Consider the following 15054-nt stretch of genomic DNA (forward strand, 5'->3'; position numbering starts at 1 on the left):
GTAAAACATTTAATTAACGGATGCAAACTTACACAAAAAATCTGATATGAGCAAACTTTTTAGCTATTTTTTAAAGAAAGACAGAAATAAAAAGCGAAACAAATGAGAATAGAAACTACAAATTTCAGAGAATCAAAAATTAAACATCAAAGGGCAAAAGCAAATTCGTCTTAGAATAAAAGCCAAAGATCATATAAACAAAATGGGTATATCATTGCTGACATACCCATTTTTATTATGTATATATACATTATTATATTTGTATATAGAAATCTATTTACTGTTATCTCCTATTTATTATAGAAGTCAAGCAGCATTACTCACCAATAGAAGGGTCTGTATAGTCGAGTACATTCTTTCTGTTGGCCTGCATACGCTCATATTCTTCCTTAGAGCCTACGATAAGTTTATCCCACTGACGAAGACCAGTACCTGCAGGAATCAAGTGTCCGCAGATTACATTCTCCTTCATACCCTCGAGATAATCTACCTTACCACGGATGGCTGCCTCATTCAAGACCTTAGTAGTTTCCTGGAATGATGCAGCACTCATGAAGCTCTTAGTACCAAGAGCTGCACGGGTGATACCCTGAAGAATCTGAGTAGATGTAGCAGACACAGCATCACGTACCTGAACGAGTTTCTTGTCACGACGCTTCAATGCAGAGTTCTCATCACGCAACTTACGGGCTGTAATGATCTGACCAGGCTTGAGATTCTCGCTATCACCGGCATCGGTAACAACCTTCTTACCCCAGATACGATCATTCTCTTCTGCAAAGTCGAGTTTATCTACCAACTCCTGCTCAAGGAATGTAGTATCACCTGGATCGTCGATTCGAACCTTACGCATCATCTGGCGCACAACAACCTCGAAGTGCTTATCGTTGATAGCCACACCCTGAAGACGATATACGTCCTGAATCTGGTTTACGATATACTCCTGAACGGCAGTAGGACCCATAATAGCAAGGATATCGCCTGGAGTTACACTACCATCAGACAATGGAGTACCTGCACGTACGGCATCGTGCTCCTGTACCAGAATCTGCTTTGAAAGAGATACGAGATACTTCTTCTGGTCACCAGTCTTAGAAGTAACGATAATCTCACGGTTACCACGTTTTACCTTACCCATTGTTACCTCACCGTCGATTTCAGAAACGACAGCAGGGTTAGATGGATTACGTGCCTCAAGCAACTCGGTTACACGTGGAAGACCACCGGTGATATCACCAGCACCACCTACGGCACGTGGAATCTTAACCATTACCTCACCAGTCTTGATAGTTTGACCATCCTCAACAGCCAAGTGACCACCTACAGGGAAGTTATAAGTACCGAGAACCTCACCATTAGCACCGATTACATCACAAGATGGAACCATTGCCTTATTCTTAGAGTCGGTGATGATCTTCTCCTCAAGACCAGTAGTTTCATCGACCTCAGCACGATAAGTAGCATCTTTCTGTACATCATTGAATTTCAATGTACCAGCATACTGGCTCACGATTACGGCGTTGAATGGGTCCCACTTAGCAATGACAGTACCCTTATCTACGATTTCACCTTCTTTATGATAGAGAGAAGAACCATAAGGTACATTCAATGAAGAAAGAATGATATTTGTATTAGGATCTACGAAACGGATTTCAGCAAGGTGGCTTACAACCTTCTCGCAATTAATATCGTTACCTTCCTCATCTTCCTCTACGAATGGAACAGTGCTCAACTCGTCGAATTCGATACGTGCCTTGTTCTTTGCCTCGATCTTAGCATTAGCTGCAGCGTTGGAAGCAATACCACCGGCGTGGAATGTACGGAGAGTCAACTGAGTACCAGGCTCACCAATAGCCTGTGCAGCGATGACACCCACAGCCTCACCCAACTGTACCATGCGGGCAGTAGCCAAGTTGCGGCCATAGCACTTCATGCAGACACCCTTCTTGCTTTCGCAAGTGAGTACAGAGCGGATTTCCACACTTTCGATAGGAGAATCCTCGATTGCCTTAGCCTTAGCTTCAGTAATCTGATCACCAGCAGCAACAATCAATTCGCCAGTTGTAGGATGGATTACATCGTGTACAGAAACACGGCCCAAGATACGCTCATAGAGAGAAGAGATAACCTCATCACCATTCTTCAAAGCTGTGCAAACCAAGCCGCGCAATGTACCACAATCCTCTTCAGTAATGATCACGTCATGAGAAACGTCTACAAGACGACGGGTGAGGTAACCTGCATCGGCAGTCTTCATAGCGGTATCGGCAAGACCCTTACGCGCACCGTGGGAAGCGATAAAGTACTCCAACACAGACATACCCTCCTTAAAGTTGGAAAGGATAGGGTTTTCAATGATCTGCGCACCTTCAGCACCAGCCTTCTGAGGCTTAGCCATCAAACCACGCATACCAGACAACTGCTTAATCTGATCCTTAGAACCACGGGCTCCAGAATCAAGCATCATATACACTGCATTGAATCCCTGGTCAGCCTCGGTCATTTCCTTCATAAGGATATTACCCAAGTCGGTGTTAACGTGAGTCCAAGTATCAATTACCTGGTTGTAACGCTCCTTGTTGGTAATGAAACCCATATTATAGTTGTTGGTGATTTCCTCAATCTCCTTCTGACCTCTTGATACGATTTCCTCCTTCTCTGGTGGGATAATGATATCACCAAGGTTAAATGAAAGACCTGCAACATAAGCCATGCGGTAACCCAGGTTCTTGATACCATCAAGGAATTCACAAGCCTGTGCCATACCCACACTCTTGATTACGTCAGAAATCAGGCCACGCAATGTCTTCTTTGAGATGACATCATTGAAGAAGCCTACCTCTTCTGGAATAATCTGGTTGACGATCACACGACCTACAGATGTTTCCACCATACGCTTCTGTGGCTTGCCATCTACAACATCGTTAACGATTACCTTAACCAGAGAGTGAAGATCGCAACGACCTTCATTACGAGCAATCAGAGCCTCCTCCGGACCGTAGAATGTCAAACCTTCACCCTTAGCACCTGGGCGGATCTTAGTAATATAGTAAAGACCGAGCACCATATCCTGAGAAGGAACGGTGATAGGCGCACCATTGGCAGGGTTCAAGATGTTGTGGCTCTGGAGCATCAGAATCTGTGCCTCCAATACTGCCTCATTGCTCAATGGAAGGTGAACAGCCATCTGGTCACCATCGAAGTCGGCGTTGAACGCAGTACAAGCCAATGGGTGTAACTGGATAGCCTTACCCTCAATCATCTTAGGCTGGAAAGCCTGGATACCAAGACGGTGAAGTGTCGGAGCACGGTTCAGCATAACCGGATGACCCTTCATCACGTTCTCCAGGATATCCCAGATAACAGGTTCGCGACGGTCAACAATCTTCTTGGCACTCTTAACAGTCTTTACAATACCACGCTCTATCAACTTACGGATGATGAATGGTTTGTAAAGCTCAGCAGCCATCAACTTAGGAAGACCGCACTCACCCATCTTCAACTCAGGACCTACGACGATTACGGAACGTGCAGAGTAGTCAACACGCTTACCGAGGAGGTTCTGACGGAAACGACCCTGCTTACCCTTCAAAGAGTCAGAGAGTGACTTCAATGGACGGTTGCTCTCGCTCTTTACAGCAGAGCTCTTGCGTGAGTTGTCAAACAAGCTGTCCACTGCCTCCTGCAACATACGCTTCTCATTACGGAGAATTACCTCAGGAGCCTTGATTTCTACGAGTCGCTTCAAACGGTTATTACGGATGATAACACGACGGTAGAGGTCGTTCAAGTCAGAAGTAGCGAAACGACCACCATCAAGCGGAACCAAAGGGCGGAGCTCAGGAGGAGTCACAGGAATTACCTTCATGATCATCCACTCTGGCTTGTTGATGCCCTTGCTTGCACGGAAGCCCTCTACTACCTGAAGACGCTTCAAAGCCTCGGTCTTGCGCTGCTGGCTTGAATCATTGTTGGCATGATCGCGAAGCTCGTAAGACAAGCTGTCGAGGTCGATGTTCTGAAGCAGTTCATAGATTGCTTCAGCACCCATCTTGGCAACAAACTTGTTAGGATCATCATCTGCAAGATATTCATTTTCAGGATCCAGATGATTGTCAAGAATATCAATATACTCTTCCTCTGTGAGGAGGTCGAGCTTATGAGAACCGTTGATTTCGAGACCGTCAGCATCAGTTTTTCCTTCCAGCACACCTGGACGGATCACTACATACTTCTCATAGTAGATGACAGCATCCAGTTTCTTGGTAGGCATACCCAGGAGGTAACCTATCTTATTAGGAAGGGAACGGAAATACCAGATGTGAGCAACAGGTACGACGAGTTCGATGTGACCAGCACGCTCACGGCGCACCTTCTTCTCAGTCACCTCAACACCGCATCGGTCGCAGACGATTCCCTTGTAGCGGATACGCTTGTACTTGCCGCAGGCGCACTCATAGTCCTTGGTAGGACCAAAGATGCGCTCGCAGAACAAGCCGTCACGTTCCGGCTTATATGTACGATAATTAATGGTTTCAGGCTTAGTCACCTCACCATACGAATTTTCCAAGATCTCCTCTGGAGAAGCAAGACCGATGGTAATCTTCGTAAAATTATTCTTTACCTTTGTATCTTTTTTGAAAGCCATGTTTCTATATCTAAATTAGGGGTTCTCAAAATTAATCAAGTTTGATGCTCAATCCAAGACCACGAAGCTCATGGAGCAATACGTTGAGAGACTCTGGAATGCCAGGTGTTGGCATTGGGTCGCCCTTCACGATTGCCTCGTATGCCTTGCTACGTCCTACAACGTCATCCGACTTGATAGTCAGAATCTCCTGCAATACGTGGCTTGCACCGAATGCCTCGATGGCCCAAACCTCCATCTCTCCGAAACGCTGACCACCAAACTGTGCTTTACCACCAAGTGGCTGCTGAGTAATCAGAGAGTAAGGACCGATAGAACGAGCGTGCATCTTGTCTTCTACCATGTGACCCAACTTCAAGAAGTAAGTCATACCTACGGTAGCTGGCTGGTCGAACTTCTCACCTGTCTCACCATCATAGAGGTAAGTAGAGCAGAAACGAGGCAGGCCTGCCTTGTCTGTCCATACAGAGAGATCCTCAAGATGAGCACCGTCGAAGATAGGAGTAGCAAACTTCACGCCCAGCTTTTTACCAGCTGCACCCAGGATACACTCAAAGATCTGACCCAGGTTCATACGAGAAGGCACACCCAATGGGTTCAATACCATATCTACAGGACGACCATCCTCCATGAATGGCATATCCTCAAGACGTACCACCTTAGAAACGATACCCTTATTACCGTGGCGACCGGCAAGCTTATCACCTACCTGAATCTTACGCTTCTTGGCGATATAAACCTTAGCCATCTGAAGAATACCTGATGGAAGTTCATCACCGATAGTAATAGCAAACTTACGACGCTTCAACTCAGCATCCAACTGCTTGTACTTGCGGATGAAATTCATGATCAGCTTCTGGATCAAGCTGTTGGCATGCTCATCGTCTGTCCAGTTGTTAGACTGTACACCATCATATTCGAGGTTCTTCAGAGCAGTTGTAGTAAACTTAGAACCCTTAGTGATAATCTCAGCACCAGAATAGTCTTTCACACCCTGAGAAACCTTGCCCTCAGTCAATGTGAGCAACTTATCTACGAGGATATCCTTCAAGTCCTCACCCTTTGCCTCATATTCCTCGTCGATTTTAGCGAGAATTATCTTATCCTGCTTCTTAGATTCGCGAGTCTTGATAGCACGAGAGAACATCTTCTTGTCGATGACGATACCGCTCAGAGAAGGGTTAGCCTTCAATGAAGAATCCTTCACATCACCAGCCTTGTCACCAAAGATAGCACGGAGCAATTTCTCTTCAGGAGAAGGATCACTCTCGCCCTTAGGTGAAATCTTACCGATCATGATGTCACCTGGCACGATACGAGCACCAACACGTACTACACCATTATCATCCAGATCCTTAGTAGCTTCCTCACTTACGTTTGGAATATCGCTAGTAAATTCCTCAACACCGCGCTTAGTCTCACGCACGTCGAGAGAATACTCATCTACGTGAACAGATGTCAATACATCATCACGTACCATACGCTCTGAGATAACGACAGCATCCTCATAGTTGTAACCCTTCCAAGGGATGTAAGCCACGAGCAGGTTGCGACCCAAAGCCAACTCACCATTCTCAGTAGCATAACCCTCTGTCAGGATATCACCCTTCTTCACGCGCTGACCCTTGTTACAGATAGGACGCAAGTCGATGGTCATATTCTGGTTGGTACGGCGGAACTTAGGAATACGATACTCCTTGAGTGCAGGCTCGAAACTTACAAACTCCTCATCCTCAGTACGATCGTAGAGAATGCGGATAGTAGTAGCATCTACGTATTCGATAACACCCTCGCCCTCAGCAGTAATCATCGTACGTGAATCCTCACATACCTGCTTCTCAAGACCTGTACCTACGATAGGTGCATCATTGTGAAGCAATGGAACTGCCTGGCGCATCATGTTACATCCCATCAAAGCACGGTGACCATCATCATGCTCCAAGAAAGGAATCAAACCTGCAGATACAGAAGCAATCTGCTGTGGAGATACGTCCACGTAATCTACATTATCTGGAGTTACAACAGGATAATCGGCATCCTGACGGCATTTTACTACGTCGCGAATGAAAGCACCATCCTCTGTCAGAGGTGCATTACCCTGTCCGATAATCTTTTCTTCTTCGTCCTCAGCAGTCAGGTAAACCACATCCTCGTTTGCCATATCCACCTTGCCGTCTCTAACCTTACGGTAAGGAGTTACGATGAAACCGAGGTCATTGATCTTGGCATACATACAAAGTGAAGAAATCAAACCGATGTTTGGACCTTCAGGACTTTCAATAGGACAAAGACGACCATAGTGAGTATAGTGTACGTCACGAACCTCGAAACCGGCACGCTCACGAGACAAACCTCCAGGACCTAAGGCTGAAAGACGACGCTTGTGAGTAACCTCTGCCAACGGGTTGGTCTGGTCCATGAACTGTGACAATGGGTTGGTACCAAAGAATGAGTTGATCACGCTTGAGATAGTCTTGGCATTGATCAAGTCGGTTGGAGTGAACACCTCGTTGTCACGTACATTCATACGCTCACGGATAGTGCGGCTCATACGAGCCAAACCTATAGAGAACTGATTAGCCAACTGCTCACCAACTGTACGTACACGGCGGTTAGACAAGTGGTCGATGTCATCGACAGTAGCACTTGAATTGATCAGCTGGATCAGATATTTGATAATTTCAATGATATCATCTTTAGTCAAGACACGAACATCCATATCGGTATCGAGTCCCAACTTCTTGTTGATACGGTAACGACCTACCTCACCCAAGTCATAACGCTTGTCAGAGAAGAAGAGGTTCTGGAATACTTCGCGTGCACTTGCATCATCGGCAGGATCTGCATTACGCAACTGGCGGTAGATGTAGTTCACGGCCTCTTTCTCAGAGTTACTTGGGTCCTTTGCCAAAGTATTGAAGATGATAGTGAACTTATTTGCAGCTTCCTCATCCTTGTGGAGAAGCACAGTAGAAGCACCACTTTCGAGGATTTCCTCTACATTTTCCTCAGTAAGTTCAGTCTCACGCTCCATGATTACCTCGTTACGCTCGATAGATACAACTTCACCAGTATCCTCATCCACGAAGTCCTCATTCCAGCTTTTCAATACACGAGCAGCAAGTCTCTTGCCAATAGCAGCCTTCATGTTCTTCTTATTTACCTTCACTTCCTCAGCGAGGTCGAAGATCTGAAGGATGTCCTTATCCTGCTCATAACCGATGGCACGGAGCAAAGTAGTGACAGGCAACTTCTTCTTACGGTCGATATAGGCATACATGACGTTGTTGATGTCAGTAGCAAACTCAATCCAGCTACCCTTGAATGGGATAATACGTGCAGAATAGAGCATCGTACCATTAGCGTGAACACCCTGACCGAAGAAAACGCCAGGAGAGCGGTGCAACTGAGAAACGACAACTCGCTCAGCACCATTGATCACGAAAGTACCATTATCAGTCATATAAGGTATAGTACCCAAGAATACATCCTGGATAAAAGTACCGAAATCCTCATGGTCAGGATCCGTACAATACAGCTTCATCTTAGCCTTCAAAGGTACGCTATATGTAAGCCCTCTCTCCAAACACTCATCGATAGAATAGCGAGGCGGGTCAATATAGTAATCCAAGAACTCAAGAACGAAATTATTACGAGTATCGGTGATAGGGAAGTTCTCAGAGAACACCTTATACAAACCGTCATTCTTGCGTTCCTCAGGCGGAGTATCCAACTGTAAGAAGTCTTTAAAAGACTTTAACTGCACATCGAGGAAATCCGGATATGGGTACGGATTATGAACGCTGGCAAAATTTACTCTGTTATCAACAATTTTTGTAGCCATTAGAAGTATTAAATGGTTTTATTAACATTATAAGAAAAGACACAAAAAGGTTAGGACTCGCCTACTGGGAGAATCCTAACCAATATGTAAGAGATGTATTACTCTAAATTACTTGAGCTCTACCTTAGCACCAGCCTCTTCGATAGCCTTCTTAAGGTTCTCAGCCTCGTCCTTAGATACACCCTCCTTGATAGTAGAAGGAGCACCGTCTACGAGATCCTTAGCCTCTTTCAAACCGAGACCACAAGCCTCCTTAACAGCCTTAACAACCTGGAGCTTAGCGCCACCAACCTCAGCGAGGACTACGTCGAAAGAAGACTTCTCCTCAGCTGCAGCTGCACCACCAGCAGCAGGACCAGCAGCTACAGCTACAGCTGCAGCAGCAGGCTCAATACCATACTCGTCCTTGAGGACTGTTGCCAACTCATTAACTTCCTTAACAGTAAGATTTACTAACTCTTCTGCAATAGCTTTAATATCTGCCATTTTTATTCTAAATTTTAATTTTATTTATACTATGAAATGATATAACATTGTGATTGATTACTCAGGACGCTCGCCCAATGTCTTAAGCACACCATGAATAGTGTTGCTTCCTGATTGAAGAGCAGAAATAACGTTCTTTGCTGGAGACTGGAGCAAAGCAACAATCTCTGCAATAACCTCGCTCTTGCTCTTGATTGCTGAAAGTTCAGCGAGTTTGTCAGCGCCTACATAGACGCCTTCCTCAGCATAAGCAGCCTTGAGAGCTGGAATGCCATCCTTCTCGTATTCCTTCAACAACTTAGCTGGTACGTTAGCCACGTTAGTGAACATAACTGCTGTAGTACCCTTCAAGCTTCCATAAAGTTCAGAGAAATCGATGTCTGAAGCCTCGAATGCCTTGTGAAGCAAGGTGTTCTTAACAACAACCATCTTGATTTCATTCTGGAAGCACTTGCGACGAAGTGCACTTGTCTTCTCAGCGTTCAATCCTGTAAGATCTACAAGATAGAAGTGAGGAAACTCCTGAAGCTTCTGTCCAAGTTCGGTGATAATAGTATCTTTAACTTCTTTCTTCATTTTACAAAACTTTTAGAGTTATTCAACTGATTTAGGATCAATCTTGATACCCTTACTCATAGTGCTAGAAATAAAGATACTCTTGATATATGTACCTTTAGCAGCAGCAGGCTTCAACTTGATAACTGTATTGATGAACTCCTTAGCATTTCCGTAGATCTGCTCAGATGTCATGCTAACCTTACCGATTGAAGTGTGGATAATACCAGCCTTATCAACCTTAAAGTCAATCTTACCTTGTTTAACTTCCTTAACTGCCTTAGCAACATCCATAGTTACAGTGCCACTCTTAGGGTTAGGCATCAAACCGCGAGGACCGAGAACACGACCCAAAGGACCGATCTTACCCATGCAAGAAGGCATAGTGATGATAACATCAATATCTGTCCAACCACCCTTAATCTTCTCAACATATTCGTCGAGACCTACGTAGTCAGCACCTGCTTCCTTAGCAGCAGCTTCCTGATCAGGAGTACAGAGAGCGAGCACACGTGTTACCTTACCAGTACCATTTGGCAGTGAAACAACACCGCGAACCATCTGGTTAGCCTTACGTGGATCAACACCTAAGCGTACATCGATATCGAGAGATGCATCAAACTTGGTTGTGGTAATTTCCTTAACCAACTCTGCAGCCTCTTTCAAAGTGTATGCCTTCCCTGCTTCAACCTTATCAGCTACTGATTTTTGATTTTTTGTCAGTTTACTCATTTTTCTAATTGAAGTTTTAAATTATTTACCAGGGAAGTCCCCTTTTACAGTAATACCCATACTTCTAGCAGTACCAGCGATGAGCTTCATAGCTGATTCAACAGTAAAGCAATTCAAGTCCTTCATCTTATCCTCAGCGATAGTCTTTACCTGATCCCAAGTAATAGTAGCTACCTTCTGACGGTTTGGTTGAGCAGAACCTGATTTAACTTTAGCAGCTTCTTTCAACTGTACTGCAGCAGGAGGAGTTTTGATTACGAAATCGAATGACTTGTCAGTGTAGTATGTGATAACGACTGGCAACACTTTACCTGCTTTATCCTGGGTGCGGGCGTTGAACTCCTTGCAGAATCCCATAATATTAATACCTTTAGAACCCAGTGCAGGTCCAACTGGAGGTGAAGGATTTGCAGCGCCACCTTTAATCTGTAATTTGATTAATCCAGCAACTTCTTTAGCCATTTCTTTGTTAATATTTAAAATTGAAACTTATAAAGGAGAATGTGTCCGTAACGGCACATTATTCCTTTTCTACTTGCGTATAATTTAACTCTAACGGAGTTTTACGTCCGAAGATCTTAACCATCACCTTCAGCTTATGCTTCTCGGCGTTTACCTCTTCGATAACACCACTGAAACCGCTGAATGGACCATCTGTTACCTTCACAGTCTCATCAACTGCGTATGGCACATCGAGATTTTCTTCAAACTCTGTCTCCTCTGCTGTACCCAACATACGATTGATATCAGACTGAGGAACAGGTGTTGGCTCATCCAAACCTCCAAGGAAACCTAAAACATTAGGCATGAAACGCAACGTGTGCGCAACATCACCTTTCAGTTTAGCTTCAACAAAAACGTAACCTGGAAGAGAAACCTTCTCTTTAACTACACGTTTACCATTGCGCACAGTTGCATGTTTTTCCACAGGAATCAGAATCTGTGAAACATGTGCTGCGAGCAAATCGTTGTGCTTCATTTCAGCCTCGATGTATTCTTTCACCTTAGCTTCCTTGCCGCTTACGGCTTTCAGCACATACCATTTATTACCTGTTGCTGCCATTTCCTATAAAAATTAACCTGGATAAACAACGCCCATGAGAGCCCTAAAAATAGAGTCCATTGCGAACACCACTAATGCAATGACAAGGGAAGCAGATAATACAACCATTGCACTGTGAGTAAGTTCGGCACGAGTTGGCCAAGTAGTCTTATGCGCAAGTTCATCGTAACATGCCTTGCAATAATTTACTATCTTATTCATATTATCTTCTTATTAGCACGGGTTGAAGGGCTCGAACCCTCGACACCTGGTTTTGGAGACCAGTGCTCTACCAACTGAGCTAAACCCGTAAGTAGCTCCCACTTCCGCAGAAGCGGGAGCCTTTATCTAGTAAATAGAGTATTCTAATTACTTAATGTCGTCAAGAATTGCAGTGATCTGACCAGAACCTACTGTACGACCACCCTCACGGATAGCGAAACGAAGACCCTCGTTCAAAGCAACCTTGTAGATCAATTCAACCTCGATCTCAACGTTATCACCTGGCATTACCATCTCAACTCCCTCTGGAAGCTTGATTTCACCAGTACAGTCCATTGTACGGAGGTAGAACTGTGGACGATATTTGTTACCGAATGGAGTGTGACGACCACCCTCTTCCTTCTTCAATACATAGATAGAAGCCTTGAAGTGATCGTGAGGAGTAATAGCACCTGGGTGTACGACTACCATACCACGCTTAACCTCAGCCTTATCGATACCACGGAGAAGCAAACCTACGTTATCACCTGCCTCACCCTCAGCGAGCACCTTGCGGAACATCTCAACACCAGTGATGACAGACTTCTTGTCCTCACCAAGACCGAGCAACTGAACTTCGTCACCAACCTTGCAACGACCAGTCTCGATACGACCTGTAGCAACAGTACCACGACCTGTGATTGAGAATACGTCCTCGATAGGCATCAAGAATGGCTTATCAACCTCACGCTCAGGCTCCTGAATCCACTCGTCAACTGTATCCATCAAAGTCTCAACAGACTTAACCCACTTCTCAACACCATTCAAAGCACCGAGAGCAGAACCACGGATGATAGGAGTATCCTCTTCGTAACCATACTGCTCGAGGATTTCATGAACTTCCATTTCAACGAGTTCGAGCATCTCCTCATCGTCAACCATATCGCACTTATTCAAGAAAACAACCAAGCGAGGTACGTTTACCTGACGTGCAAGAAGTACGTGCTCACGTGTCTGTGGCATAGGACCATCAGTAGCAGCAACTACCAAGATAGCACCATCCATCTGAGCAGCACCAGTAACCATGTTCTTTACATAGTCAGCGTGACCCGGACAGTCAACGTGTGCATAGTGACGCTTTGCAGTTTCATACTCGATGTGAGCAGAGTTGATGGTGATACCACGCTCTTTCTCCTCAGGAGCATTATCAATCTGATCGAATGACTTAACTGCCTCAGATGTACCGAGCTTCTCGTTCAATACCTTAGAGATAGCAGCGGTCAGAGTAGTCTTACCATGGTCAACATGACCAATTGTACCAATGTTAACATGCGGTTTGGTACGCACGAATTCTTCTTTAGCCATAGCTTTTCTTTTTATTTATATAAATGAATAATCTGTTCCTCTACCATCCTTAGAAAACTACCGAACGATAGAGCTGTAACTGAGAGTTGAACTCAGGACCTCTTCCTTACCAAGGAAGTGCTCTACCACTGAGCTATTACAGCAAGTTAATAAATTGAGCGGAAAACGGGGCTCAAACCCGCGACCCCCAGCTTGGAAGGCTAGTGCTCTATCAACTGAGCTATTTCCGCAAGTCAAAAGAAGTGGGTGGTGATGGATTCGAACCACCGAAGGCATAGCCAGCAGATTTACAGTCTGCCCCATTTGGCCACTCTGGTAACCACCCTTTTCTTTTTCTTGAGCCTCTTGTCGGATTCGAACCAACGACCCCGAGATTACAAATCACATGCTCTGGCCAACTGAGCTAAAGAGGCAATCTTTACAGCCGCAATACGACTGATTTTTCCACCTATCGGAAAACGGCTGCAAAGATACAACATTATTTTGAATCTACAAAATTTTTTTCGACTTTTTTTTATCGATTGCGCATTTTTTCTTTAAATTTGGTCAATTGAACCTTCATAGAATCCACTGCCTGGTCAATTCCCTCTTCAAATGTATCGCATGTCTTCTCAACAAATAGTTTCGATCCAGGAACTGCGATTTCCAGGTGAACTTCCTTATTCAAGGCTGTGGCAGGCTTTACGACCTTTAATTGCACCTCTACTTTCTGTATATCTTCGTAAGTTTTTTCTAACTTGGCGATTTTCTTCTCGATAAACGCCTGTAACTTCTCGGTAGCATCGAAATGAATCGACTGAATCTTAATTTCCATAGTGACCTCCAATTTTAAAAGGTTATGCCCTGGGATGGGCTTCTGTATAAACTCGCTTCAACTGCTCGAAGGTGGTATGCGTATAGATCTCCGTGGTGGAGAGCCGGGCATGCCCGAGCAATCTTTTCAAACTTTCTATTCCTGCGTCATGATTCAGCATCGCCGTAGCAAATGTATGTCTCAAGACGTGCGGACTTTTCTTTTTCAACGAGCATACTCTTGATAAGCACTCCTTCACGATTTCTCTTACTTTGGCAGACGTCATTCTTTTTCCCTTATCTGAAAGGAACAAGGCTGGAGATTGGCTCTCCACGGTCTGATTGCGCAAGCGGATATACGCTTGGAGGGTTTCATCAAGCTCGTTTCCAAAAGGTACGATGCGCTGCTTGTTGCCCTTGCCGGTAATCTTGATTTCGTGGTTCACAAAACTGATCGCCTCATCATCAAGTCCTACCAATTCCGATAATCTCATACCTGTTTCATAGAATGTCATTATAATAGTACGCGCACGCACGCTATCATAATCTTCACCCCATTTCTGCCTGTCCAGAAGTTCATTCACCTCGCTCTCTTTCAAGAACTGCGGTAAAGGTTTCTCCTTTTTGGGCGTCAGAATGCTATGTGCTGGATCAGTATCTACATAATGCCTTGTCAATGCATACCGGTAGAAAGTGCGAACTGCACTCAGCCGGCGACCGACAGATGATGCCTTATTGCCTTTATCCATCATAGCCTCCATCCAGTTACGGATAATATCGGAGTCAATGGTCTCCCAAGTGAGGGAGTCTGACAGATTCTGGAAGTATGTTTCAAAGGCCCGAAGGTCTTCCGCATAGCTGTCTATTGTCATTTGCGAGCGATTCATCTCGCATTTCAAATAGTCCAAAAATCCATCAATATTCAACATAACGCTACTCGTATTCTTTTTACGGCAACGAAATTAAGGAAATTATTTCAAACTACCAAATTTTTTGAGGATTTTTTAATCTTTCTGCCAAACTTTGAGGATATTCTCGAGGAAAATCCTCAAAGATGGCGGTAAAATTACTCCTCGTTAGCGCGCAACTGCTGTACGTAGATGGCGTGTTCCATCTTGAGACGCTTCAAAACAGATGGCTTGTCATACTGCTGACGAGCGCGAAGCTCCTTAACAACACCTGTCTTTTCAAACTTTCTCTTAAACTTCTTGAGAGCTCTCTCGATGTTCTCACCGTCCTTAACTGGTACAATAATCATTTTTTTGCTTTTAATTTATTATGTTAAACTTATAATTTCTGAGCGAAAAGGGCACGATGCCACAATTTGCGGGTGCAAAATTACATCTTATTTATCAAATAACCAAGATTTTAGCCGACTTTTTGCACAAA

12 protein-coding genes and 5 tRNA genes are annotated in these 15054 nt (G+C 44.6%); all 17 read right to left on the minus strand.

Going from position 1 to position 15054, the window contains the following annotated elements; genetic code table 11:
* Positions 1 to 316 precede the first annotated feature (316 nt).
* Positions 317 to 4648, minus strand: coding sequence for a DNA-directed RNA polymerase subunit beta' (rpoC, locus tag DW917_RS04160; protein ID WP_118116742.1), 4332 nt, complete (start codon positions 4646 to 4648; stop codon positions 317 to 319).
* A 31-nt stretch (positions 4649 to 4679) separates the two neighbouring features.
* Positions 4680 to 8492: a DNA-directed RNA polymerase subunit beta gene (rpoB, locus tag DW917_RS04165; protein WP_118116744.1), complete on the minus strand. Its 3813-nt coding sequence runs from the start codon at positions 8490 to 8492 to the stop codon at positions 4680 to 4682.
* A 108-nt stretch (positions 8493 to 8600) separates the two neighbouring features.
* Positions 8601 to 8978: a 50S ribosomal protein L7/L12 gene (rplL, locus tag DW917_RS04170; RefSeq protein WP_089543935.1), complete on the minus strand. Its 378-nt coding sequence runs from the start codon at positions 8976 to 8978 to the stop codon at positions 8601 to 8603.
* Positions 8979 to 9035: 57 nt separating this feature from the next.
* On the minus strand, positions 9036 to 9554 hold the full coding sequence (rplJ, locus tag DW917_RS04175; protein ID WP_118116747.1) for a 50S ribosomal protein L10: 519 nt from the start codon (positions 9552 to 9554) through the stop codon (positions 9036 to 9038).
* A gap of 18 nt (positions 9555 to 9572) precedes the next feature.
* On the minus strand, positions 9573 to 10265 hold the full coding sequence (rplA, locus tag DW917_RS04180; RefSeq protein WP_118116749.1) for a 50S ribosomal protein L1: 693 nt from the start codon (positions 10263 to 10265) through the stop codon (positions 9573 to 9575).
* Between the two features lie 21 nt (positions 10266 to 10286).
* Positions 10287 to 10727, minus strand: coding sequence for a 50S ribosomal protein L11 (gene rplK, locus DW917_RS04185; RefSeq protein ID WP_118116751.1), 441 nt, complete (start codon positions 10725 to 10727; stop codon positions 10287 to 10289).
* A gap of 58 nt (positions 10728 to 10785) precedes the next feature.
* Positions 10786 to 11328, minus strand: coding sequence for a transcription termination/antitermination protein NusG (gene nusG, locus DW917_RS04190; RefSeq protein WP_118116754.1), 543 nt, complete (start codon positions 11326 to 11328; stop codon positions 10786 to 10788).
* A gap of 12 nt (positions 11329 to 11340) precedes the next feature.
* Entirely contained in the window at positions 11341 to 11529 is a 189-nt protein-coding gene (secE, locus tag DW917_RS04195; protein WP_118116756.1) for a preprotein translocase subunit SecE, read from the minus strand.
* Positions 11530 to 11545: 16 nt separating this feature from the next.
* Positions 11546 to 11618, minus strand: a tRNA-Trp gene (locus DW917_RS04200).
* A 58-nt stretch (positions 11619 to 11676) separates the two neighbouring features.
* Entirely contained in the window at positions 11677 to 12873 is a 1197-nt protein-coding gene (tuf, locus tag DW917_RS04205) for an elongation factor Tu (RefSeq protein ID WP_118116758.1), read from the minus strand.
* A 71-nt stretch (positions 12874 to 12944) separates the two neighbouring features.
* A tRNA-Thr gene (locus DW917_RS04210) sits at positions 12945 to 13016 on the minus strand.
* 14 nt (positions 13017 to 13030) lie between these two features.
* Positions 13031 to 13103, minus strand: a tRNA-Gly gene (locus DW917_RS04215).
* 13 nt (positions 13104 to 13116) lie between these two features.
* Positions 13117 to 13198, minus strand: a tRNA-Tyr gene (locus DW917_RS04220).
* Between the two features lie 14 nt (positions 13199 to 13212).
* A tRNA-Thr gene (locus DW917_RS04225) sits at positions 13213 to 13286 on the minus strand.
* Between the two features lie 101 nt (positions 13287 to 13387).
* Positions 13388 to 13687, minus strand: a complete 300-nt coding sequence (gene hpf / locus DW917_RS04230; RefSeq protein WP_022110492.1) for a ribosome hibernation-promoting factor, HPF/YfiA family — start codon at positions 13685 to 13687, stop codon at positions 13388 to 13390.
* Between the two features lie 22 nt (positions 13688 to 13709).
* Positions 13710 to 14591, minus strand: coding sequence for a tyrosine-type recombinase/integrase (locus DW917_RS04235; RefSeq protein ID WP_118116790.1), 882 nt, complete (start codon positions 14589 to 14591; stop codon positions 13710 to 13712).
* Positions 14592 to 14731: 140 nt separating this feature from the next.
* Positions 14732 to 14923, minus strand: a complete 192-nt coding sequence (gene rpsU / locus DW917_RS04240) for a 30S ribosomal protein S21 (protein ID WP_006848852.1) — start codon at positions 14921 to 14923, stop codon at positions 14732 to 14734.
* Positions 14924 to 15054: the final 131 nt, after the last annotated feature.

Source organism: Prevotella sp. AM42-24 (assembly GCF_003461825.1).
Taxonomy (GTDB): Bacteria; Bacteroidota; Bacteroidia; order Bacteroidales; family Bacteroidaceae; genus Prevotella; species Prevotella hominis.

Bases quoted from the DNA above. Each gene is read 5' to 3' on its own strand.
- secE (WP_118116756.1), bottom strand. From the start codon at position 11,529: ATGAATAAGATAGTAAATTATTGCAAGGCATGTTACGATGAACTTGCG.
- nusG (WP_118116754.1), bottom strand. From the start codon at position 11,328: ATGGCAGCAACAGGTAATAAATGGTATGTGCTGAAAGCCGTAAGCGGC.
- rpoC (WP_118116742.1), bottom strand. From the start codon at position 4,648: ATGGCTTTCAAAAAAGATACAAAGGTAAAGAATAATTTTACGAAGATT.
- rpoB (WP_118116744.1), bottom strand. From the start codon at position 8,492: ATGGCTACAAAAATTGTTGATAACAGAGTAAATTTTGCCAGCGTTCAT.
- rplK (WP_118116751.1), bottom strand. From the start codon at position 10,727: ATGGCTAAAGAAGTTGCTGGATTAATCAAATTACAGATTAAAGGTGGC.
- hpf (WP_022110492.1), bottom strand. From the start codon at position 13,687: ATGGAAATTAAGATTCAGTCGATTCATTTCGATGCTACCGAGAAGTTA.
- rplJ (WP_118116747.1), bottom strand. From the start codon at position 9,554: ATGAAGAAAGAAGTTAAAGATACTATTATCACCGAACTTGGACAGAAG.
- rplL (WP_089543935.1), bottom strand. From the start codon at position 8,978: ATGGCAGATATTAAAGCTATTGCAGAAGAGTTAGTAAATCTTACTGTT.
- rpsU (WP_006848852.1), bottom strand. From the start codon at position 14,923: ATGATTATTGTACCAGTTAAGGACGGTGAGAACATCGAGAGAGCTCTC.
- rplA (WP_118116749.1), bottom strand. From the start codon at position 10,265: ATGAGTAAACTGACAAAAAATCAAAAATCAGTAGCTGATAAGGTTGAA.
- tuf (WP_118116758.1), bottom strand. From the start codon at position 12,873: ATGGCTAAAGAAGAATTCGTGCGTACCAAACCGCATGTTAACATTGGT.